Source organism: Serratia sp. TSA_105.2 (genome assembly GCF_052692115.1).
The window spans coordinates 836,288-856,944 of record NZ_JBQZFT010000002.1; the positions used below are offsets into that span (position 1 = coordinate 836,288).

At 61.4% G+C, this 20,657-nt stretch carries 18 protein-coding genes; 4 read left to right on the forward strand and 14 right to left on the reverse strand.

The window, feature by feature from the left end:
• Positions 1–25: 25 nt before the first annotated feature.
• The 5 genes from proY to phoB form a co-directional block, all read right to left on the reverse strand.
• Positions 26–1,432 carry a proline-specific permease ProY gene (proY, locus tag ACUTSC_RS10435; RefSeq protein WP_197766844.1) on the reverse strand — a complete coding sequence of 469 codons (1,407 nt, stop codon included), beginning with the start codon at positions 1,430–1,432 and terminating at the stop codon, positions 26–28.
• 73 nt (positions 1,433–1,505) lie between these two features.
• Positions 1,506–2,822 carry a branched-chain amino acid transport system II carrier protein gene (gene brnQ, locus ACUTSC_RS10440; RefSeq protein ID WP_445653317.1) on the reverse strand — a complete coding sequence of 439 codons (1,317 nt, stop codon included), beginning with the start codon at positions 2,820–2,822 and terminating at the stop codon, positions 1,506–1,508.
• A 485-nt stretch (positions 2,823–3,307) separates the two neighbouring features.
• Positions 3,308–4,270: a PstS family phosphate ABC transporter substrate-binding protein gene (locus ACUTSC_RS10445; RefSeq protein WP_445653318.1), complete on the reverse strand. Its 963-nt coding sequence runs from the start codon at positions 4,268–4,270 to the stop codon at positions 3,308–3,310.
• A gap of 14 nt (positions 4,271–4,284) precedes the next feature.
• Positions 4,285–5,601, reverse strand: a complete 1,317-nt coding sequence (gene phoR, locus ACUTSC_RS10450; RefSeq protein ID WP_038873234.1) for a phosphate regulon sensor histidine kinase PhoR — start codon at positions 5,599–5,601, stop codon at positions 4,285–4,287.
• Positions 5,602–5,625: 24 nt separating this feature from the next.
• A complete protein-coding gene (phoB, locus tag ACUTSC_RS10455) occupies positions 5,626–6,315 on the reverse strand; it encodes a phosphate response regulator transcription factor PhoB (protein ID WP_004940438.1) in 690 nt (229 codons plus the stop codon).
• Positions 6,316–6,530: 215 nt separating this feature from the next.
• Here phoB and sbcD point away from each other — a divergent pair, with 215 nt between their 5' ends.
• From sbcD to licT, 3 genes are all read left to right on the forward strand, one after another.
• Positions 6,531–7,763, forward strand: a complete 1,233-nt coding sequence (gene sbcD / locus ACUTSC_RS10460; RefSeq protein WP_087763275.1) for an exonuclease subunit SbcD — start codon at positions 6,531–6,533, stop codon at positions 7,761–7,763.
• Positions 7,760–11,011 carry an exonuclease subunit SbcC gene (gene sbcC, locus ACUTSC_RS10465; RefSeq protein ID WP_445653319.1) on the forward strand — a complete coding sequence of 1,084 codons (3,252 nt, stop codon included), beginning with the start codon at positions 7,760–7,762 and terminating at the stop codon, positions 11,009–11,011. Before sbcD ends, sbcC begins: the two co-directional genes overlap by 4 nt.
• A gap of 231 nt (positions 11,012–11,242) precedes the next feature.
• A complete protein-coding gene (gene licT / locus ACUTSC_RS10470; protein WP_049270780.1) occupies positions 11,243–12,091 on the forward strand; it encodes a BglG family transcription antiterminator LicT in 849 nt (282 codons plus the stop codon).
• Here licT and ACUTSC_RS10475 read toward each other — a convergent pair.
• The 3 genes from ACUTSC_RS10475 to mak all read right to left on the reverse strand — a co-directional run bounded on the left by ACUTSC_RS10475 (position 12,088) and on the right by mak (position 13,721).
• Positions 12,088–12,474, reverse strand: coding sequence for a PIN domain-containing protein (locus tag ACUTSC_RS10475; protein ID WP_197766847.1), 387 nt, complete (start codon positions 12,472–12,474; stop codon positions 12,088–12,090). The genes licT and ACUTSC_RS10475 overlap by 4 nt on opposite strands.
• Positions 12,471–12,704, reverse strand: a complete 234-nt coding sequence (locus ACUTSC_RS10480) for a type II toxin-antitoxin system Phd/YefM family antitoxin (protein ID WP_107227174.1) — start codon at positions 12,702–12,704, stop codon at positions 12,471–12,473. Before ACUTSC_RS10480 ends, ACUTSC_RS10475 begins: the two co-directional genes overlap by 4 nt.
• Before the next feature lie 102 nt (positions 12,705–12,806).
• Entirely contained in the window at positions 12,807–13,721 is a 915-nt protein-coding gene (gene mak / locus ACUTSC_RS10485) for a fructokinase (RefSeq protein ID WP_107227173.1), read from the reverse strand.
• Between the two features lie 215 nt (positions 13,722–13,936).
• On the opposite strand from mak, the gene rdgC reads away from it, so the two are divergent.
• Positions 13,937–14,848: a recombination-associated protein RdgC gene (gene rdgC / locus ACUTSC_RS10490; protein WP_004940461.1), complete on the forward strand. Its 912-nt coding sequence runs from the start codon at positions 13,937–13,939 to the stop codon at positions 14,846–14,848.
• Positions 14,849–14,913: 65 nt separating this feature from the next.
• On the opposite strand, the gene ppnP is transcribed toward rdgC, so the two are convergent.
• The 6 genes from ppnP to ACUTSC_RS10520 form a co-directional block, all read right to left on the reverse strand.
• Positions 14,914–15,204, reverse strand: coding sequence for a pyrimidine/purine nucleoside phosphorylase (gene ppnP / locus ACUTSC_RS10495; RefSeq protein WP_004940463.1), 291 nt, complete (start codon positions 15,202–15,204; stop codon positions 14,914–14,916).
• A 211-nt stretch (positions 15,205–15,415) separates the two neighbouring features.
• The gene (locus tag ACUTSC_RS10500) at positions 15,416–16,093 is read right to left on the reverse strand and encodes an AroM family protein (RefSeq protein WP_197766848.1); all 678 of its coding nucleotides are present in this window, start codon (positions 16,091–16,093) and stop codon (positions 15,416–15,418) included.
• A gap of 4 nt (positions 16,094–16,097) precedes the next feature.
• The gene (locus ACUTSC_RS10505) at positions 16,098–17,027 is read right to left on the reverse strand and encodes a DUF1177 family protein (RefSeq protein ID WP_197766849.1); all 930 of its coding nucleotides are present in this window, start codon (positions 17,025–17,027) and stop codon (positions 16,098–16,100) included.
• Between the two features lie 34 nt (positions 17,028–17,061).
• Entirely contained in the window at positions 17,062–18,618 is a 1,557-nt protein-coding gene (locus tag ACUTSC_RS10510) for an OPT/YSL family transporter (protein ID WP_445653320.1), read from the reverse strand.
• A 219-nt stretch (positions 18,619–18,837) separates the two neighbouring features.
• Positions 18,838–19,611, reverse strand: a complete 774-nt coding sequence (locus ACUTSC_RS10515) for an IclR family transcriptional regulator domain-containing protein (protein WP_197766850.1) — start codon at positions 19,609–19,611, stop codon at positions 18,838–18,840.
• Positions 19,612–19,864: 253 nt separating this feature from the next.
• Complete coding sequence (locus ACUTSC_RS10520) at positions 19,865–20,656, reverse strand: TonB family protein (RefSeq protein WP_197766851.1); 792 nt, start codon at positions 20,654–20,656, stop codon at positions 19,865–19,867.
• Position 20,657 lies beyond the last annotated feature (1 nt).

Here is a 20,657-nt window from a genome sequence, read left to right on the forward strand (position 1 = left end):
CCGGCCCTAGCCGGTGTTTTTCCATTTAGTCTTGCTGCGTCGCCAGCGGCGCGCGTTTTTTCTGATGGTTGACCTTGAACCAGTATCCCGCCAGCAGCAATACCACCCAGACCAGGCCGGCGTACAGCGAGACGCGCGTGGTCGGGAAGTAGCCGATCAGGCCGATGATGAACACCAGGAACACGATCGCCACCACCGAGGTGAATACTCCGCCGCGCAGCGGGAACGCCAGCTGCTTCACCTGCTCTTTGCTCAGGCTGCGGCGGAAGGCGATTTGGGAGAACAGGATCATGATCCACACCCACACGGTGGCGAAGGTCGCCAGGGACGCGATCACCAGGAACACGCTCTCCGGCATGATGTAGTTGAGGTATACCGCCAGCAGCAGCGCCAGCATCATCACCACCACCGTCACCCAGGGAATGCCGCGTTTCGACACCTTGCTGAACATCTTCGGCGCGTGGCCCTGCTCGGCCATGCCGTGCAGCATGCGGCCAACGCCGAACACGTCGCTGTTGATCGCCGACAGCGAAGCGGTGATCACCACGAAGTTGAGAATGCCCGCCGCCACGGTGATGCCCATATGCTGGAAGGTCAGCACGAACGGGCTGCCGTTGGTGCCCACCTGGTTCCACGGGTAGATAGACATAATGACGAACAGCGTACCGACGTAGAACACCAGAATGCGCCACGGCACCGAGTTGATGGCCTTCGGAATCGATTTTTTCGGATCTTTGGCTTCGCCGGCAGTGATGCCGATGATTTCAATGCCGCCGTAAGCGAACATCACCAGCTGCAGCGACAGGATCATACCGATAAAGCCGTTGCTGAAGAAGCCGCCGTTCGTCCACAGGTTATGAATGCCGGTCGGTTGCCCGCCGTTGCCGATGCCCCAGATGATGATGCCGATGCCGGCCGCGATCATGATGATGATGGTGGCGACCTTGAAGAACGAGAACCAAAACTCCAGCTCGCCGAATACCTTGACGCTCATCAGGTTGATGGCGCCGATGATCAGCACCACGCTCAGCACCCAGATCCAGTGCGGTACTTCCGGGAACCAGACCCCCATATAGATGCCGAAGGCGGTCACGTCGGCGATGGCGACAATCAGGATTTCAAAGCAGTAAGTCCAACCGGTGATGTAACCCGCCATCGGGCCGAGGTAGTCCTGCGCGTAGCGGGAAAACGAGCTGGCCTGCGGGTTGTTGACCGACATCTCTCCCAGGGCGCGCATGATGATAAAGGCCACGATGCCGCCGATCAGGTAAGCCAGCAGCACGCTCGGGCCGGCCATTTTGATGGCGTCCGCCGAGCCGTAGAACAACCCGGTGCCGATGGCCGATCCCAGCGCCATAAAGCGGATATGACGCGTACTGAGGCCGCGTTTCAGCTTATTGTCGGAGGCAGTGGTGGGTGACTGTTGTTGCATGAAGATGACCCATAGTTTTAAACGTAAAAAAGCCACGGACATGTCCGTGGCCCTGGATTAAGCCGGGGGATTATCAGTGCGCGGTCACTTGGGAACGCGTGCACACCCGATCATAAATCGCGACCAGCACCAGCATCAGCAGCGAAGGCGGCAACCATGCCAACCCCTGCTCCGCCAGCGGCAGGTGAGTGGTCCAGACCGGCAGCAGCTGCTGGAAACTGGAGGCTTTCACCGCGTCAAGGATACCAAACAACAGGCTGACAAGCATCACCGGCGCGATGATACGCGGCGCGCTGTGCCACCAACGCAGGGTGAAGCTCAGCACCACCAGCACGATGCACGGCGGGTAAATCGCGGTCAGCACCGGAATGGAGATCTGGATCAGGTGGCTCAGGCCGAGGTTGGACACCACCATCGAGAACAGGCCCAGAATAAATACCAGCGTCTTGTACGAGAACGGCAGGTATTGCGCGAAGAACTCGGCGCAGGCGCAGGTCAGGCCGACCGCGGTCACCATACAGGCGATGAAGATCAGCGCCGCCAGGAAGAAGCTGCCGAGGCCGCCAAAGGTGTTCTGAACGTAAGCGTGCAGGATCACCGCGCCGTTGGTGGCGTCAGGCACCAGCGCGCCGCTGCCGGAGCCCAGCTTGAACAGGCTCAGGTAAACCAGCGTCAGGCCCACGCCGGCGATCAAACCGGCCAAGATGGTGTAACGGGTCAACAGACCGGCGTCTTTCACGCCGCGCGAGCGCGCCGCATTGACGATAACGATGCCGAATACCAGCGCACCCAGCGTATCCATGGTCAGATAGCCGTTAACGAAACCGGAGGAGAAAGGCACGCTCTGGTAAGCCGCCGTCGCCGGGATCGGCGCGCCGGCAGGCCACAGCAGCGCGGCGATGCCCAATACGGCCAGCGCCACAATCTTCAGCGGTGCCAGCACGTGGCCGACGGTGTCGAGCAGGCGGCCCGGATACAGGGAGATGCCGATCACCAGCGCGAAGTACACCAAGCTGTAGATGAACAGCGGCATGGCGCCGTCGCCGGTCAGCGGGGCGATGCCCACTTCAAAGGACACGGTGGCGGTACGCGGCGTGGCGAACAGCGGGCCGACGGCCAGGTAGCAGACGGTCGCCAGCAGCAGGCCGGCGCCGCGGCCGATCGGCGAACTGAGGGCGTCGATGCCGCCGCCGACGCGCGCCAGCGCGATGACGGTAATGACCGGCAGACCGACGGCGGTGATCAGAAAGCCCAGCGCCGCGATCCAGACGTGTTCACCGGACTGCAAGCCGACCATCGGCGGGAAGATGATGTTCCCGGCCCCAACGAATAAGGCAAAGGTCATGAAGCCCAGTGCCAGGATATCTTTTGACGTTAAACGATGACTCATACGATGTCGTGTTGCCTGTTCAAATGAAAAATAGTGTCCGATAGCGTGATGGCGTGACGCCCCACCCGGTTGCCGGCATGCCCGATCGTTGCAGCGCCAAATAAGCACCCTAAACGCAGTCGATCCGGCGTTTATGTCCCTATTCGAAAGTGGCCACTCATGAAGATGGGCAAAATTTTAGGAGTTATAAAAATGGAGGTTTAATCCGACAACGAGGGTTAAGGTAAACGTTTATAGCGCTTCAAGGCAAGACGCACGGCGAAAAGCAGAGCTATCAACCATATAAACTTTAGCCACCAGTCGATCATATTGGCTATCAATAAATATACACTACATGATTTGTATCATTTTTGAACAACAGATTCACGAAACGTGAAGCATATACCGCTTTACCGCGCGAAAACGCCAATAAATGCCCGGTTTTCGCGTGGCATAAGCTCCGTTTGGCCGTGAAAAAAGGCGAAAATTACGCCGTTTTTTGCCGCTTATTGCACCGTGACCGACGCGAGCGGCTGCAAGCCGAGCGCCTGGCGGGTCTTCTGCAGGGCGGCCGGCGGTAGCGGCAGATAGCCGTCGTGATTGACCAGGCTCTGCCCTGCGGTCGACAGCACGCGGTCGAGGAACGCGGCGGTCAGCGGCTCGAGCGGTTGATTGGGGGCTTTGTTGATATAGATATAGAGATAGCGCGACAGCGGGTAGCGATCGTTGCGCACGTTGGCGGCGGTAGGCGCGACATAGTCTTCTCCCGACTCCGCCAACGGCAGCAGCCGCACGCCGCTGGCGCGAAAGCCGATGCTGGCATAGCCGATGCCGTTGAGCGAACCGGCCACCGCCTGCACCACCGAAGCCGAACCGGGCAGCTCATTGACGCGCGGCATAAAATCGCCGCCGCACAGCGCGCGCAGTTTGAAATAGCCGTAGGTGCCGGACGCCGAATTGCGGCCGAAGCGCTGCAGCGAGCGCGTTGCCCAGTCGCCGCTGAGCCCCAGCTCGCCCCAACGCGTCAGCGGTTTGCTTTCACCGCAGCGCCGAGTGGCGGAGAAAATACGATCGAGCTGCTGCAGATTGAGACCGCGCAGCGGGTTGTCCTGATGCACCAACACCACCAGCGCATCCACCGCCACCGGCACCGCCAGCGGCGCGTAGCCGTAACGGTGTTCGAACGCCGAAACCTCGGCCGCCTTCATCGGCCGGCTCATCGGGCCCAGCTGCGCGGCGCCCGCCGCCAACGCGGTCGGCGCGGTCGACGAGCCGGCGGCCTGGATCTGCAGGTTAACGTTGGGGTAATGCTGACTGAAGTCCTGCGCCCACAGCGCCATCAGATTCGCCAGGGTGTCGGAGCCGACGCTGGACAGGTTGCCCGCCAGCATGCCGTCGGGCTGCGCCAGCGCGCCGCGTCCGGCCAGCAGCGCCAGGCAAAGCAACAGCCCTCGGGTTATTCGGGTCATACCGGTGTCTCGCGTTAATTTTTCACCGCATTCTCTGATAAAGCGGCGGGAACAATCAACCGGTTGGGTAAGGTAAAGATAAAGCGGGTGCCGATCCCCGGCTCGCTGAGGATCTCCAGCCGCGCGTCGTGATGGCTGAGCGCGTGTTTGACGATCGCCAGCCCCAGCCCGCTGCCGCCGGTTTGGCGCGAACGGGCCTTGTCGACGCGGTAAAAACGCTCGGTCAGGCGCGGAAGGTGTTCGGCGGCGATGCCCGGCCCGTTATCGCTGACCTGGAACTGCGCGCCGTGCGCCGTTTGCTGCCAGCTCACTTCGATATGGGTGCCCTTCGGCGTATGATTAACCGCGTTGTACACCAGGTTAGACACCGCGCTGCGCAACTGGTCTTCATTACCGAACACGTTGAGTTGTTCGTTAACCCGGAAGCTGATCTCGTGATTGCCGCCGCTCAGCGACTGCGCCTCGCGCTGCAACACCCGCAGCATCAGCGGGATATCCACCCGCTCGTTCATGTCGACATTGGGCGCCGCCTCGATGCGCGACAACGTCAGCAGCTGCTTGACCAGCCCGTCCATCCGGCGGGTCTGCTCTTGCATGGTGCCGAGCGCCTTGCTGCGCAGCGAGCCGTCTTGCTCTTCGTCGCCCATCATCTCCAGGTAGCCCTGCAGCACCGTCAGCGGCGTGCGCAGTTCATGGCTGACGTTGGCGAAGAAGTTGCGCCGCGCGCCCTCCAGCTGGCGCATCTGGGTGACGTCGCGCGCCACCATCAGCAGTTGCCCTTCGGAATAAGGCATCACGCGGAATTCGACGTAGTGTTCGTTGTTCAGCTGCAGCGTCAGCGGGCGCGAGAACTCTTGCTGTTGCAGGTAGTGGCTGAATTCCGGATAACGCAACAGGTTGAGGATGTGCTGGCCGTTGTCTTCCGGCCAGCGAAAGCCGAGCAGATGCTGCGCCAGCCCATTACACCAGAAGATATTGCCTTCGACGGTGGTCATCACCACCGCATCAGGCAGCGATTCGGCCCCGCTGCGAAAGCGCTTGATCAGCAGCGCCAGCTCGCGCCGGCGGCGGCGATTGCGCTGCTGCATCTGATACAGGCCATAGAACAGCGGCTCCCAGCTCCAGCGGCCGGGCGGCGGTGTCATACTGCGGTCGATCCACAGCCAATGGGAGAGTTTGAGCTGGTTGTAGAAATTCCACACCAGCGCCGCCAGCGCGGAGGCCAGCAGGAACCAGGGCAGATAACCGAAAATCAGCCCCAGCAATAAGGCGGGCAGACAAAAAAGAGCCAGCTCCAGAGCCAGCCTCTTCCACGACAGACGTTCTAACACGGCATATTCTCCAGCGCGGCGCGATCAGTAGCGCGTTGAGAACCGGTAGCCGGTGCCCCGAACGGTTTGAACCATTTTATCATGCCCACTGGTTTCTAACGCCTTGCGGAGCCGACGGATATGCACGTCAACGGTACGGTCTTCCACATAAACGTTAGTGCCCCAGACGTGATTAAGCAACTGCTCACGGCTATAAACCCGCTCCGGGTGGGTCATAAAGAAGTGCAGCAGCTTGAACTCGGTCGGCCCCATGTCCAGCGCCTGATCGTTAGCCATCACGCGGTGGGAGGACGGATCCAGGCTCAGCCCTTGCATTTCAATCACTTCTTCCACCGCCATCGGTGAAATGCGGCGCATGACCGCCTTGATGCGCGCCACCAGCTCCTTGGGCGAGAACGGCTTGGTAATGTAATCATCCGCCCCCACTTCCAGGCCGCGCACGCGGTCTTCCTCTTCGCCACGCGCGGTCAGCATCATGACCGGAATATCGCGGGTCAGCGCTTCGCGCTTCATATGTTTGATAAACTGAATGCCGGAACCGCCGGGCAACATCCAGTCGAGCAACACCAAATCAGGGAACGGCTCAGACAGGCGCGTCACGGCGCTGTCATAATCCTCGGCTTCCAACGGTTGGTAACCATTCTGTTCCAACACAAAGCACACCATCTCACGGATCGGCGCTTCGTCTTCCACCACCAGTATGCGTCTTGCCATCGTCAATCCTGCCAATGTGTTAGCGACTTTGCGGGCGCCATTATGCGTCAGTTTTGTGACACTTTTATGAAAAAAAGCGGCTGTTATAGGCAGTAAGCATAGCGATTATTTCCCGGCGCAAAGAAAAATCATTCCGTAGTCGTCGCCATTGCGTCGGGACAGCCGCCGCCGCGGCCTTTATAATCATCGCCATTACTTTTGCATCCGGGAGTGTCATGCGCCTGATCCACACCTCTGACTGGCATCTTGGCCAGTACTTTTTCACCAAAAGCCGCGCCGCCGAGCACCAGGCTTTTCTGAACTGGCTGATCGAACAGATCGAGCAGCAGCAGGTGGATGCGCTGATCGTCGCCGGGGATCTGTTCGATACCGGCTCGCCGCCCAGCTACGCCCGCGAGCTGTACAACCGCTTCGTGGTGGAACTGCAGCGCACCGGCTGCCAACTGGTGGTGTTGGGCGGCAACCACGACTCGGTAGCGACGCTGAACGAATCGCGGGAACTGCTCTCTTGCCTGAACACCACGGTGATCGCGAGTGCGCAGGGCTCCCTTGAGCAGCAGATCGTGGTGCTGAATCGGCGCGACGGCCAGCCGGGCGCCGTGCTGTGCGCCATCCCGTTCCTGCGGCCGCGCGATCTGCTCACCAGCCGCGCCGGCGAATCCGGCGCGCAAAAACAGCAGGCGCTGCAGGAAGCCATCGCCGAACATTACCAAACGCTGTATCAGGCGGCCTGCGACCGCCGCGAGCGGCTGGGCCTGCCGCTGCCGATCGTCGCCACCGGCCACCTGACCACCGTCGGCGTCACCACCTCCGACTCGGTGCGCGACATCTATATCGGCACCCTCGACGCCTTCCCGGCGCAGGCCTTCCCCCCTGCCGATTACATCGCGCTGGGCCACATTCACCGCGCGCAGAACGTCGCCAAGTCGGAACATATTCGCTATAGCGGTTCACCGATTCCGCTCAGCTTCGATGAACTGGGCAAAGCCAAAAGCGTCTTCCTGGTCGATTTCGCCGACGGCGCCCTGCAGCAGGTAGAGGCGTTAACGATCCCGCAGTTCCAGCCCATGCAGCTGATCAAAGGCGATCTGGCCGAGATCGAACGGCAGCTGCAGCAATTTGCCGACTATGCCGGCGAGCTGCCGGTGTGGCTGGATATCGAAGTGGCGACGCAGGACTACCTCAGCGATATCCAACGCCGCATCCAGCTGATGGCGGATGAGCTGCCGGTGGAAGTGGTGCTACTGCGGCGCAGCAAAGAGCAACGCCGCCAGGCGATCGCGCAGCAGGATAAAGAAACGCTGAACGAGCTGAGCGTCAATGAGGTGTTCGAACGGCGCCTGGCGCAGGAGGCCGACATGCCCGAAGCGCGCCAACGGCGGATGCATCAACTGTTCCGCCAGGTGGTCGAGGCGGTGCAGCACAATCCTGAGGAGACCCAACCATGAAGATCCTCAGCCTGCGGTTAAAAAACCTCAACTCGCTGCAGGGCGAGTGGAAAATTGACTTCACCGCCGAGCCGTTCGCCAGCAACGGCCTGTTCGCCATTACCGGCCCGACCGGCGCGGGCAAAACTACCCTGCTGGACGCCATCTGCCTGGCGCTGTACCACCAGACGCCGCGTCTCAACGTCACGCCGAGCCAGAATGAACTGATGACCCGCCACACCGCAGAATCGCTGGCGGAGGTCGAATTCGAGGTCAAGGGCGTCGGCTATCGCGCCTTCTGGAGCCAGCGCCGCGCCAAAAACGCGCCGGACGGCAATCTGCAGGCACCGAAGGTCGAACTGGCGCGCCGCGAGGACGGCAAGATCCTGACGGATAAAGTGCGCGATAAGCTGGAGATCACCGCTGCCATCACCGGGCTGGACTTCGGCCGCTTCACCAAATCGATGATGCTGTCTCAGGGGCAGTTCGCCGCGTTCCTCAACGCCGACGCCAACGATCGCGCCGAGCTGTTGGAAGAGCTGACCGGCACCGAAATCTACGGGCGGCTGTCCGAACAGGTGTTCGAATCCCACAAGCAGGCCAAAACCGACCTGGATGCGTTGCACCAGCGCGCCAGCGGCATCGAGCTGCTGAACGATGAACAGCGCCACTCCCTGACTGAACGGCTGGCGGCGCTGAGCGCGCAGGAAAGCGCTCTCGGCAAGCAAGCCCAGCAACAGCAACAGGCGCTGAGCTGGCTGCAGCAATGGCAGCGCCTCCAGCAACAGCAGAATGAGGGTCAACTACGGCTGGAAACCGCCCAGCGCGAGCAGGCCGAGGCCGCCCCGCAGCTGCAGCGGCTGGCGCTCAGCGAACCGGCCGAGAAATTGCGGCCGCTGCGCGGCGAACGCGATCGCTGCCGCGCCGAGCTGCAGACGCTACAACAGCAGGCAGCCCAGCTGACGCAGCAACAGGAGCAGCACTCGGCGCAGCTGGCGCCGCTGCAGCTGGTGGTGGAAAAGGCCCGTCAGGCGCAGCAAGCCCATGCCGAGCATATGCGGCAGCAGCAACAGCTGATCGATGACCAGGTCGCCCCGCTCGACCATCAGATCGCCCAACTGCAGTCGACGCAGGCCGAGCGGCGACAGGCCGGCGATGCCGCCGCGCAGCAGTGCGCCCAGCAGCAGACCGCACTGGAGCAGCTCACCACCCAGCGCAGCCAACTGACAGCGCAGGCCGCACAGCATCAGCAGCGGTTGAACGCGCTGACCGAAGCGCTGGCCGCTCAACAGCAACAACGGCAGGCGCTGGAGGCGCAAACCCCGCTGGCCCCGCTGCGCCAGCGCCTGAGCGCTCTGGCGGATCTGCGCCCGACGCGCCAGCAGTTATTCACGCTCTCTTCCCTTTACCGTCAGACCCGCGAGCGTCTGGCTCGGCAACAGGCGGAACACGCCGAGCGGCAAATGCAGCTCGCCGGGCTGCAACACCAACTGGAGAACGCGCGTCAGCAATTCAAACAGCACAAGGCACAGCTGCAGGAAGTGGAGCGGATCCACGAGCTGGAAAAACGCATCGTCAGCCTGGAAGCGGAGCGCGCCCTGTTGCAGAGCGGCGCCCCCTGCCCGCTGTGCGGCTCCACCAGCCACCCGGCGGTGGAGCAATATCAGGCGGTGCAGCCTTCGGCGACGGAACAACGCTTGGTTGAGATGCGCACCCTTGCCGAGAAACTGCAAACCCAGGGCACCGAGCTGCGCACCCGCTGTGAAGGCCTGCAAGAGCAGCAGCAACGCCAGCAACAGGCTATCGCGCAGGATGAGCAGCAACTGGCTGCCCAACAGCAACAGTGGCAGCAGCTCAGCGCGCCGCTGGCATTCGACTTTACGCTGGCGGAGGGCGAGCAACTCAGCGCCTGGCTGAGCGGCTGCGACGACGAAGAGCGGCGTGGGCAGCACGCGCTGCAGCAGCATGAACAGGCGGCGCAGGCGGTACAGCAGGCAAAAGACGCGCTCGCCGCTCTGCAAACGCAGCAGCAGCAGGCGCAGCAACAGCTGGCGCTGCTCGAAGAGCGCTTTACGCTGCTGCAGAAAACCCACGCCGACAGCCTGCAACAGCAGCAAGACCTGCATCAACGCTGGCAGGAAGGCGAGAAAACCCTTGCCGAACGGCGCGCGCAGCGGCTGGCGCTGTTCGGCGAACAGCGGATCGCCGAGGTGCGCGAACAGCTGCGCGCCAAACAAACCGCCTGTGAACAGGCCAGCTTGCAGGCCGCCGAGCAATGGCAAAAGGCGCAGGAACTGCGTGAGCGCCTGGCCGGCCAGCAGGCCGGGTTGCAACAGCAGCACAACCAAATGCAGGAACGGCTGCAGCAGACGGAGCAGCAATGGCAGCAGGCGCTGGCCGACAGCGAATTTGCCGATGAAACCGCCTTCGCCGCCGCGCTGCTGGACGATGCCCTGCGCCGCGAATTGCAGCAGCGCAAAGAGCAGCTGCAACAACGGCAGGTAGAGGCTGCGGCTCTGCTGGCTCAGGCGACGCAAACGCTGGAGCAGCATCGGCAGAACCGCCCGGAAGGGGTGGATGAAGCTAACGCGGATCTCGACGCGCTCACCCAATCGCTGGCCGAGCTGGCACAGCAGTTGAAGGCGCTGCAGCTGAGCCAGGGCGAACTGCGCAACCAGCTGGAAAGCGACGCCGCCCGCCGTCTCAATCAACAGGCGTTGTTCGAGCAAATCGCCCGCAGCCAGCAAGACTACGACGACTGGAGCTACCTCAACCAGCTGATCGGCTCGAAAGAAGGCGACAAGTTCCGCCGCTTCGCGCAGGGGCTGACGCTCGATCATCTGGTTTATCTGGCCAACCTTCAGCTCGGCCGGCTGCACGGGCGCTACCTGCTGCAGCGCAAGACCAGCGACGCGCTGGAGCTGCAGGTGGTGGACACCTGGCAGGCCGACGCGCTGCGCGATACCCGTACCCTGTCCGGCGGCGAGAGCTTCCTGGTCAGCCTGGCGCTGGCGCTGGCGTTGTCCGATCTGGTCAGCCACAAAACCAGCATCGACTCGCTGTTCCTCGACGAAGGCTTCGGCACGCTGGACGCCGAAACCCTCGATACCGCGCTGGACGCGCTGGACAGCCTGAATGCTTCCGGTAAAACCATTGGCGTGATCAGCCACGTCGAGGCGATGAAAGAGCGCATTCCGGTGCAGATCAAAGTGAAAAAGGTCAACGGGCTCGGCGTCAGCCGGCTGGAGGCGCACTTCAGGCTGGAATGATCCCACCGCGCGCGGCGCAGAAGTGTGACCGCGGCGGCACTCCGCGGTGAAAAGCGTTGAGCCGCGGCGAGCACGGGTTATTATGCAGGCATAACAGGATTGTTACTGTATCCCCTCCGCCGCTCAGGCCGCAGGACAGAAACATAAAATACAGGCAAAACCTGACGCCCGGGATCGCTTCCGGGCGTCAGGTTTTTTCGTTTTCAGGATGCTGAAACACCGGGAAAGACCATGAAAATCGCTAAAATACTCAATAATAACGTGGTGATTACGCTGGACGACCGTCAGGAAGAGACGGTGGTAATGGGAAAAGGAATTGGCTTTAAAAAGAAGCCCGGCGACACGCTGGACGAAAGCCTGATCGAAAAGGTGTTCACCCATAACGGTGGCGAAATCGCCGAGCGTTATAAAGAGCTGCTCTCCGAGATCCCGCTGGCCTGCGTCACCACCGCCGACAGGATTATTACCCTCGCCCGCGAACGGCTGCCGGGCAAGTTGCATAACATCGTCTACATCACGCTGACCGACCACATCCATTTCGCTCTGCAGCGCCACGCGGAAGGGTTGGATATCAAAAATGCGTTGCTGTGGGAGATTAAAAAGCTCTATCCGGCCGAGTTCGCCGTCGGCCTGGAGGCGCTGGCCCTGATCGCCCAACGGCTGGATACCGCGTTGCCGGAAGATGAAGCCGGATTTATTGCCCTGCACCTGGTCAACGCCCAGCTTAACGACGAGATGCACAATACGCTGCACATCACCCGCGTGATGCAAGAGATCCTCAACCTGGTCAAATACCACTTCCGCTTTGATTACAACGAGGAAGCCCTGAGCTACCACCGTTTCGTCACCCATTTGAAATTCTTCGCCCAGCGCCTGCTGGGGAAAAACTACGTCGACAGCGACGACGACTCGCTGTATCAGGTAGTGAAAGAGAAATACCGTGAGTCATTCGCCTGCGCCGGCAAGATCAACCGCCACATCGAAAAGCACTATCAGCATCAGCTCACCACGGAAGAGATGATGTTCCTGACCATTCATATCGAACGGGTGCGCAGCGAAAGCGAGGAAAAACCGGCTTAACGGCGGGCGTCCGCCACCCGCACGCCGTACTGCGGAAACACCGCGTCGGCGGAGATCAGCGTCAGCCCTTCGGCCTGAGCCTGTGCGATCAGCATGCGATCGAAAGGATCCTGATGATAGGGCGGCAGCTGCCCGGCCTGTTGGCAGTGAAAGGCGTCCATCGGCAGCGACAGAAAATCTTCGGCCTCGATGATCGCAAAGATGTCCTCCGGCAGCGCCAGCTTGCCCAGCCCCTGCTTGATCGAGATTTCCCAAATGCTGGCCGCGCTGACGTACACCGCATTGCCCGGATCGGCGATCTGCCTTTTGGCGTTCGCGCCCAGGCAAGCGTCATCAATCAGCCACCACAGCAACGCGTGGGTATCCAGCAGCAGGCGCTTCATTCATCGCCCTCAAACAGCGCCGCAATGGCCGCATCCCCCGCGTTGAAATCCGCCGGCACGGTGAACTTGCCCTTGGCGGCGCCAGGGCGGCGCGCTTCCCCCTGGATGGCAACCAGCTGTACATACGGCTTCCCTGCTTTTGCAATAATCACGGTTTCTCCCTCCGCGGCTCTGTCCGCCAACTGGCTCAGATTGGATTTGGCTTCATGCATATTGGCCTGAATCGGCATACGCGTCCTCCTTAGCTAAGTTAGCTAAAGCATAAAGCGCCGTCCAGTTTTTGTACAGGGAAGGATTTAAAGCGCGAGCAACCTCGCGCTTTGCTGCAACGCTTAGCGCTGCTGTTGCGGCCACAGCCAGGCCGCGCCGCGTACGCCGCTGGAGTCGCCGTGGATCGCCTTGCGGATCGGCGTTTCACACTCGCCGCCGAACACCCAATCTTTCACCCGCTGCGGCACGGTGCGATACAGGCGATCCACGTTGCTCATGCCACCGCCGAGCACCACCACGTCCGGATCCAGAATGTTGATCACGTGCGCCAACGATTTTGCCAGCCGCATTTCGTAGCGAACGATCGCCTGCTCCGCCAGCGCATCGCCCCGCTCGCTCAGCGCCATGATCTCGTGCCCTTGCAGCGCGTTGCCGCTCAGGCGCGCATAGTCGGTGGCGAAACCGGTACCGGAAATAAAGGTTTCGATGCAGCCCGGTTTGCCGCAGTAGCACGGCACTTCGCGGGCGTAGCGCAGCTCATCCTCATCTTGCCACGGCAGCGGATTGTGGCCCCACTCGCCGGCGATGCCGTTGCCGCCGGAATGCGCCTGGCCGTTCAGCGCCACGCCGGCACCGCAGCCGGTGCCGATAATGACCGCAAACACGGTTTGCGCGCCGGCGCCTGCGCCGTCGGTAGCTTCCGACACCGCCAGGCAGTTGGCGTCGTTGGCGATACGCACCTCGCGCGCCAGCAGCGCCGACAAATCTTTGTCCAGCGGTTGGCCGTTGAGCCATACCGAGTTGGCGTTTTTCACCCGCCCGGTAAACGGCGACAGCGTGCCGGGAATGCCGACCCCGACCGATCCCCGCTCGCCGGTATGATCTTCCGCCAGTTTCACCAGCCCAGCGATCGCCGCCAGGGTTTGCCCGTAGTCATGGCGCGGCGTGGCGATACGATGGCGAAACAGCTCTCGCCCGTCGTCCGCCAACGCAATCACTTCAATTTTCGTCCCACCCAAGTCGATGCCAATGCGCACGTTTTTTCTCCTCGATGCAGCGCAGCGTTGCCACAGCCTAATGTAAGCGCGCGGATGAATCACCTGTTTCCCTCTCCCCTGCCAGGGCTTTTCCGCTGCGTACGGCGACGCAATTCGGAGAGAATGGGGCGATTTTTCAGCGTCAATTCGTTATCATGCCGCCCTGCTTTTGACGAATCAGCGTGCCGAACGCACGCCCAGCCAGGGATAACATTATGCTGTGGTTTAAGAATTTGATGGTTTACCGTTTGAGCCGCGAAGTGGCGTTAAACGCGGATGAAATGGAAAAACAACTCAGCGCGTTCGCCTTCACGCCGTGCGGCAGCCAGGACATGGCGAAGACCGGCTGGGTCTCCCCGATGGGCTCGCACAGCGATGCGCTGACGCACGCGGTCAACGGCCAAATCGTCATCTGCGCGCGCAAGGAAGAGAAAATCCTGCCGTCGCCGGTCATCAAGCAAGAGCTGCAGGCCAAGATTGAGCGCCTGGAAGCGGAACAACACCGCAAACTGAAGAAAACCGAGAAAGACGCGCTGAAGGACGAAGTGCTGCACAGCCTGCTGCCGCGCGCGTTCAGCCGCTTCAATCAGACCTTCATGTGGATCGACACCGTCAACGATCTGATCATGGTCGATGCCGCCAGCGCCAAACGCGCCGAAGATACGCTGGCGCTGCTGCGCAAAAGCCTCGGCTCGCTGCCGGTGGTGCCGCTGACGATGGAAAGCCCGATCGAACTGACGCTGACCGAATGGGTGCGTTCCGGCGAGATGCCGGCCGGCTTCGCCATTCAGGATGAAGCGGAATTGAAAGCGATTCTGGAAGAAGGCGGCGTGATCCGCTGCAAGAAACAGAATCTGATCAGCGACGAAATCGCGGTGCATATCGAAGCCGGCAAGCTGGTGACCAAACTGGCGGTGGACTGGCAGGAGCGCATTCAGCTGATGCTGTCGGACGACGGCTCGCTCAAGCGCCTGAAGTTCGCCGACACGCTGCGCGAGCAGAACGACGATATCGATCGCGACGACTTCGCCCAGCGCTTTGACGCCGATTTTATCCTGATGACCAGCGAGCTGGCGGCGTTGATCAAAAACACCATCGAAGCGCTCGGCGGCGAAGCCCAGCGTTAATCCCGCCTCAAAAACGACCAGGGCCCAGCATCCGCTGAGCCCTGCGTTCCCCTAACGAACAAAATTTATTTGCTCAGGTAGCGGCACAGATAGGCGGTCGCGTCGGCCACCTGCAGGTTGAACTCGCTGTGCCCCGGCACGAAGAACTTCTCGCCCGGCGTAAACACCTGCCAGTCCGGCGCCCCCGGCAGCAGCACTTTCAGCGCCCCGGTGATCACCGTCATTTCTTCCGGCTGCGCGGTGGAGAAGGTGTATTCGCCCTCTTCCATCACGCCCACGCTGGTAAGACCGATGCTGCTACTGTCAAAACCGATAGACTTCACTTTTCCGGCAAAATACTCATTCACTTTCAGCATAGACTGGCACCCGCGTAATCATCTTGATGGAAAATCCATATTGGGGGATTGCGGTTGATCTGTCACTGGTTTTTCGCGCGAAATGCGATCGCGGCGCAGAGGAAAACGCTGCCGGGCCTCTCACTGGCAGTCAGGGCTGCTGAAGCCCAGGGAGATCCCTGGGTGCAAAGCGCCTGAGGCTGCGTCGAGCGGTGACTTTTCGCTATTTGAATCAGTCGATTAACTCTGCGGCCAGCTTGGCGACCAGTACGTTCGACAACAACACCGGTACCGACAGACGCGCCTGCAAAAAGGCGCGATGACGCTGGTGATAACCGATGCAGTCGAGCACCACCACCTCCGCCCCCTGCCGCAGCAGTGCGCAAGCCGCCTGCTCCAGCGCGGCATCATCTGCCAGATAGGGGCTGGCGACGGCATAGCTTGGCGGCGTCGCCAGTTGCCGCCATTTACGCGCCTGCTGCCCAACCTGTTCCGCCATCGGCACCACGATGCCGACGCGGTGTGCGCCGACGATCGCGGAGATCAACGGCGGAATAATGCGATCCGGCTCCAGCAACAGCGCCTGTTCCGCCTGCAAGCGGCCGAATTCGCCGGTGCACAGCAGCAGGATCACCTGGCACCCCGCCGCCTCCAGCTCGCGTATCTTCTGCTGCAACCCGCTTTCGACGCGAGCGGCATCGAGCGTCACCTGCGTGCCGTCCAACAGGCGCGACACCAGCAGCTTATCGCCCTGTTGCGGCGCATAACGCTCGGCGATCTGCCCGGCATCCAGGCCGTCCAGCAAACCGACGTGCCTCACCCGCTCCGCCGGCAGATAAGCAGACAGCAGCGGCATGATATCGCTGCGCGGCGCCTGACCGAGGGTCAGCGTGGCGAATGAAGCCGTCATGGATCTATCTCCTTTTTTGCAGGTGGCTCAGACTGCCGTACAGCGCCAGCAGCTGGCCGTATTCGGTGGCATCGTAGAACCGGCAGGTGCCGCGGCCGAATTCTTTGGCGACTTCCACCGCGAATTTGGCCGCCAGCGCGATGTCCGTTTCGTGGCTGGCGCCGGTGCCGCAGCCCGGCACCACCGATTCGCTGCAAATCGCCACGCCGACCACCGGCGCCGCGGTAGCGGTCGAGGGCTGCAGGATGCTGTTGAGGTGATGCACGCCGTTGCCGTAAGGGGTGATGTCCTGCGTGGTGATCGGGAAGGTCACCGCCGGGCGGCCGCTGGTCATCTCCATGATGCGCAGCAGATCTTCCGCCACCCGCAGGATGTAGCCCTCTTTCACCGTCGGCGACAGCGCATAGCCTTTGTGGTTGATGATGCGGTTGCCTTTGGTAGTATCGATCGACAGGATGGCGTCAGCCTCCGGCACCACTTCATTATCGTTCATCGTCACGTCATCGATCGGCGAATCCATAAAATCGACCGGATCGTGCGGCCGGGTCGGCGCGTTCGGGCAAATATGGGTGGTGACGATCACATCGCCCGGCAGCGTATCGCCCTTACGCTGCATCTCCGCCAGCTTCAGCGCGCTGGCAATGGCGGCGATCGCGCCGTCGCCGTCGGACACCAGCCCGATACGCGTCGGCCGCGCGCCGATGCCGCCCAGGCGGCCGATAATGCCCAGCGTCGGCGCCGCACCGCCAGCGAATTTGCCTGCGCTACCGGGGATCTCGATGCGCACGAAATCGGTGCCGCCCTTCGGCCCGTCGGCGCGCAAAGTGCTGGCTCGGATCGCCGGGTAAGGCGCAAACAGATCGACGACGTCCTGGCCGCTGACGAATGCGCTATCAATTAATTCAAAAACCTGCAGCGTTTGTTGCAAACTCATGGTCGTTTTACCTCACCAATGTCATCGGCAGGGGCTATTTGCCCTTGCTGGAAAAAATCGAGCTGAAGAAGTTGTAGAGCGCGTCGCCGGCGATAAACCCGGCCGCCATGATCTCCATCGGCGTGCGGCCGCGATCGCCCCAACGGCGCAGGATCGCCACGCGCAGCGCGATGCCCACCAGCACCGCCCACCCGGCCAAGGCATTGTTGATCAGCAGGCCGGTTGCCAGCAGCACGCCGAGCTGGCGCTTAGGGCCGCCGATCAGCTGTACCACGGCGCCGGGGATCGCCCAGATCAAAAGGCTCCAGGCGATACCCGGCTGCGCACCGGCCTCAATGGTCTTCGCGTAAACGCGCGCGACCGGCGGGATCAGGTCCTGCAGGAAATAGCTGTGATAAGAGAAGTAAACCACCGGAATGGCGATGAGGAAGGCGATCAGCGCCGCAAACAGCTGAATGCGGCGCCCCAGCAGCTCCTGCCGCAGATCCTCGCCATAGCCGCGCAGGATGAAGCCGGCTTTCAAGTCAAAGCCCATGTCGGCGAAGGCCGGCCCGGTGGCGGCGGTAAAACCGGTCAGGATGCACAGCGCCAGCGGTGGGAAACCGATCAAGATGCCGACGATCAGGGTGATCAACGCCACCGCGAACGCCGGAAACCAGCCGGAGTGCATGGCGGCGATACCGACGATCAACTCATGAACGAAAGCGGCGAACGCCGCGTAAATCACGAACAGCGCCAACATCGGCAGCGACATCTCGCTAAACAGCCCGCCGACCAGAGCCAAAAACGCGGCAATGGCGATGTAGCCGACCGCACCCAGGCCGAGCGCTTTGCTTACCGCACTGTCCGGCTGGGTATAACCGGCGCTATCGGCGCGGCGGCTGCGGATCACCTGCGCAACCTGGATCAGCGCCACCAGGCCGGCGCCGACCATCACGCCGTGCGGAATAAAATGGGCATTGATATCGAAACCGGCCACCGGCTCGGCGTAGGCCCGCAGCAATAGCCCGACGCCGAACATGCTCAGCGCCCAGATATTGCCGATAAAGGCGGTACCGAAGGCCGCCATGGGGATCTTGAGCATTGATCCGGCGATGCCCACCCCTACGCCTACCACCAGAAGCCAGGCCTGCTTGCCGCCGCGATCGCCGGCTTTAATCGCCTCCGCGGCGGCGACGCCCGGTGGCCAGGCATTGGCGGCGGGGAACACTTTGGTATCGAACAGGCGATAAAGCAGATAGGCGTCGAGCAGCATCGCCGCCGCCACGCCGCAGAACATCGGTAAAATAAGCTGCGGTTGCCCCATCACGTAAGGCACCGCAATCGGCATCAGCAGACAATTGGCCGCGCCGAAGGTGGCGGAGGAGATCACCGTCTGCGCCAGGTTCTGGGTGTGCACCGAGCGGTAGCGTTGGAACATTTTCAGCGGAATGCGTGCCAACAGCATGGCGATCAGCGCACCGATGATCGAGGTGTTGGGCGTGACGCCCAGCGTGGTGATCAGCTGAACGCCGATGATCGCCCCCACCACCGAAAGCAGCGCCATGACCAACAGCGTGCCGGCCTCTTTTAGCGGATTATTTGATTTCATGCTTGGTTTCCCTGAATATTCCCTGCCGCGTGGCGGAAATAACGCCAGACGATAGCTCGCCGCGGCAGTTCCATTATTTGGAACTGCCGGCGTCATAACGTGATTATCTTCTTATTCAGCCTGTCTATTTCTTGCCAATAAAATACGGTGAAATATAATTAATGAGTTCCCTGGTGTCGGCGCTCGTTAATTATGATGCAACACGATTGCTCAGGCGCGTTATTTGATCTGCTGCCAATAATCATCGCCATATTTTTCCGCCAGTTGGCGGCTGACTGCGGTTAATTCGGCCAGGACTTCCGGTACAAACGGCTGCTCCTCGCCCTGCGAGGGAAAGGACAGGCACAGCCCCACCGTCTCGCTGCCGTGCTTGTTCACCAGCGCGGTCGCCAGCGAACTGATGCTGTTCAGGGTTTCATTGCGCGCCAGCGACCATCCCTGGCGCCTCACCTGCTGCAATTTCTGCAACAGCGCATCCAACGTTTGCGGCGCATTGGGCGAAGTCACCCGGTAACCGCCGGCGTAACGCGCCCGAACCTGCTCGTCGCTTTCACGCGCCAGTATCGCCCGGCCAACCGAGGTTTCCGCCGCCGGTGAACGGTAACCCGCTGGGGTAACCACCTGTAAAAAGTGGCGGCCGGGGAACATGCGCATCACCATGATTTCCTGCCCTTCCAATATCGAAAGGTAGCCGGTACAGGCCGTCTGGCGGCACAGCTGCGTCATGCTGGCCGCCAGGTTGTCCACCAGCGGCATCGACAGATAGTGGCTGGATGCCGCCAGCAACAGCGCGCCGATGCGGTAACGCCGGCTATCGGGATCGCGCTCCAGCATGCCCTGATTTTCCATGGTCTGAAGCAGGCGCGATACCGTGCTTTTCGGCAGCGCCAATTGGTCCACCACATCGCTGAATGCAATGCCCGGTTGGCCATGCATCACGCGTTGTTGAGAAAAGAGTTTTAATACCGCAGCGGCATTTTCCAGCGTTGTCATGATCCGCCTTGTTCCACTATATGGAACTCAGTTCCTGTTTTATAATTAAAAACTAAAACCCGAACTCCGCAGCGTCAAGCTGTTTATTTTTTGTCAGCCGCAAAATAAAAGGCATTCGTGCTTTTTAAATGAAAATATTGCGTAGAACGCCGACTTAGCCGCGCCGAATAAAATAACGATACGCTTTTAAAATAATGAATAACAGGACAAGCTGCTGAAAAATGAGTTTATCAGGAGGAGATATTGTCGCGGCTCAAAAACCCGCGCCGCGCAAACTGAAATCGATCGGCAACGTCAATTCCACCGTGCCGTTGACATAAACGTCCGCCGGCGGCGTGGGCAGCGGCGAAGCGCGCTTGACCAGCGCCTGGATTTCGCGATCCAGCGACGGCAGCCCGGCGCTGCTGACCAGCGTCACCGCCAGCACATGGCCCTGCCTGTCCAACGTGAAACGCACCTGCCCGACGCCCTGGCGCTTCAGCCGCAATGCGTCTTTGGGGTAACGTTTAAAGCGATTCAGGCGGCCGCTGATGCGGCTGCGCCAGTTGTCCACCCCCGCTTGAGCATAGGGCGTCAGGCGAGTTTGCGGCGCGGCCGTTTTATCCGCCCGGCCCGGCGGTGGCGCACCGACGCTTTGCTCCTGAACCTTCGGCGGCGCGATCGTTTTCTCCTGCGGCGGTGTGCGCGGCAGGGGGGGATTCTTCACCGGCTTGGGCGGTTTTTTCTGCTTCGGCGCTACGGCGATGTTCGGCCGTACGGCTTCAGGCACCTTCACCGTCGGCAAGGGTTCCGGCGGCGCCGGCGGTTCAACCTGAGGCGGCGGCGTCATTTGTCCCGGCGGTTGTTTTACCTCGGCCGGGGCCTGCGGTGCGGCGGCCATCACCACCATGACCGCCGGCGGCGGCACCCACGCCGGCGCGGCCTTGTCTCGCCAAGGCCAGAGCAGCGCCGCGGCCAGCAGGTGCAGCACCAGCACCAGCACCAGGCAACGGCGCCAGGGCATGGCGGCGCCGGGCGCGGCGAAAGGGAGCGGTGAAACCGACATG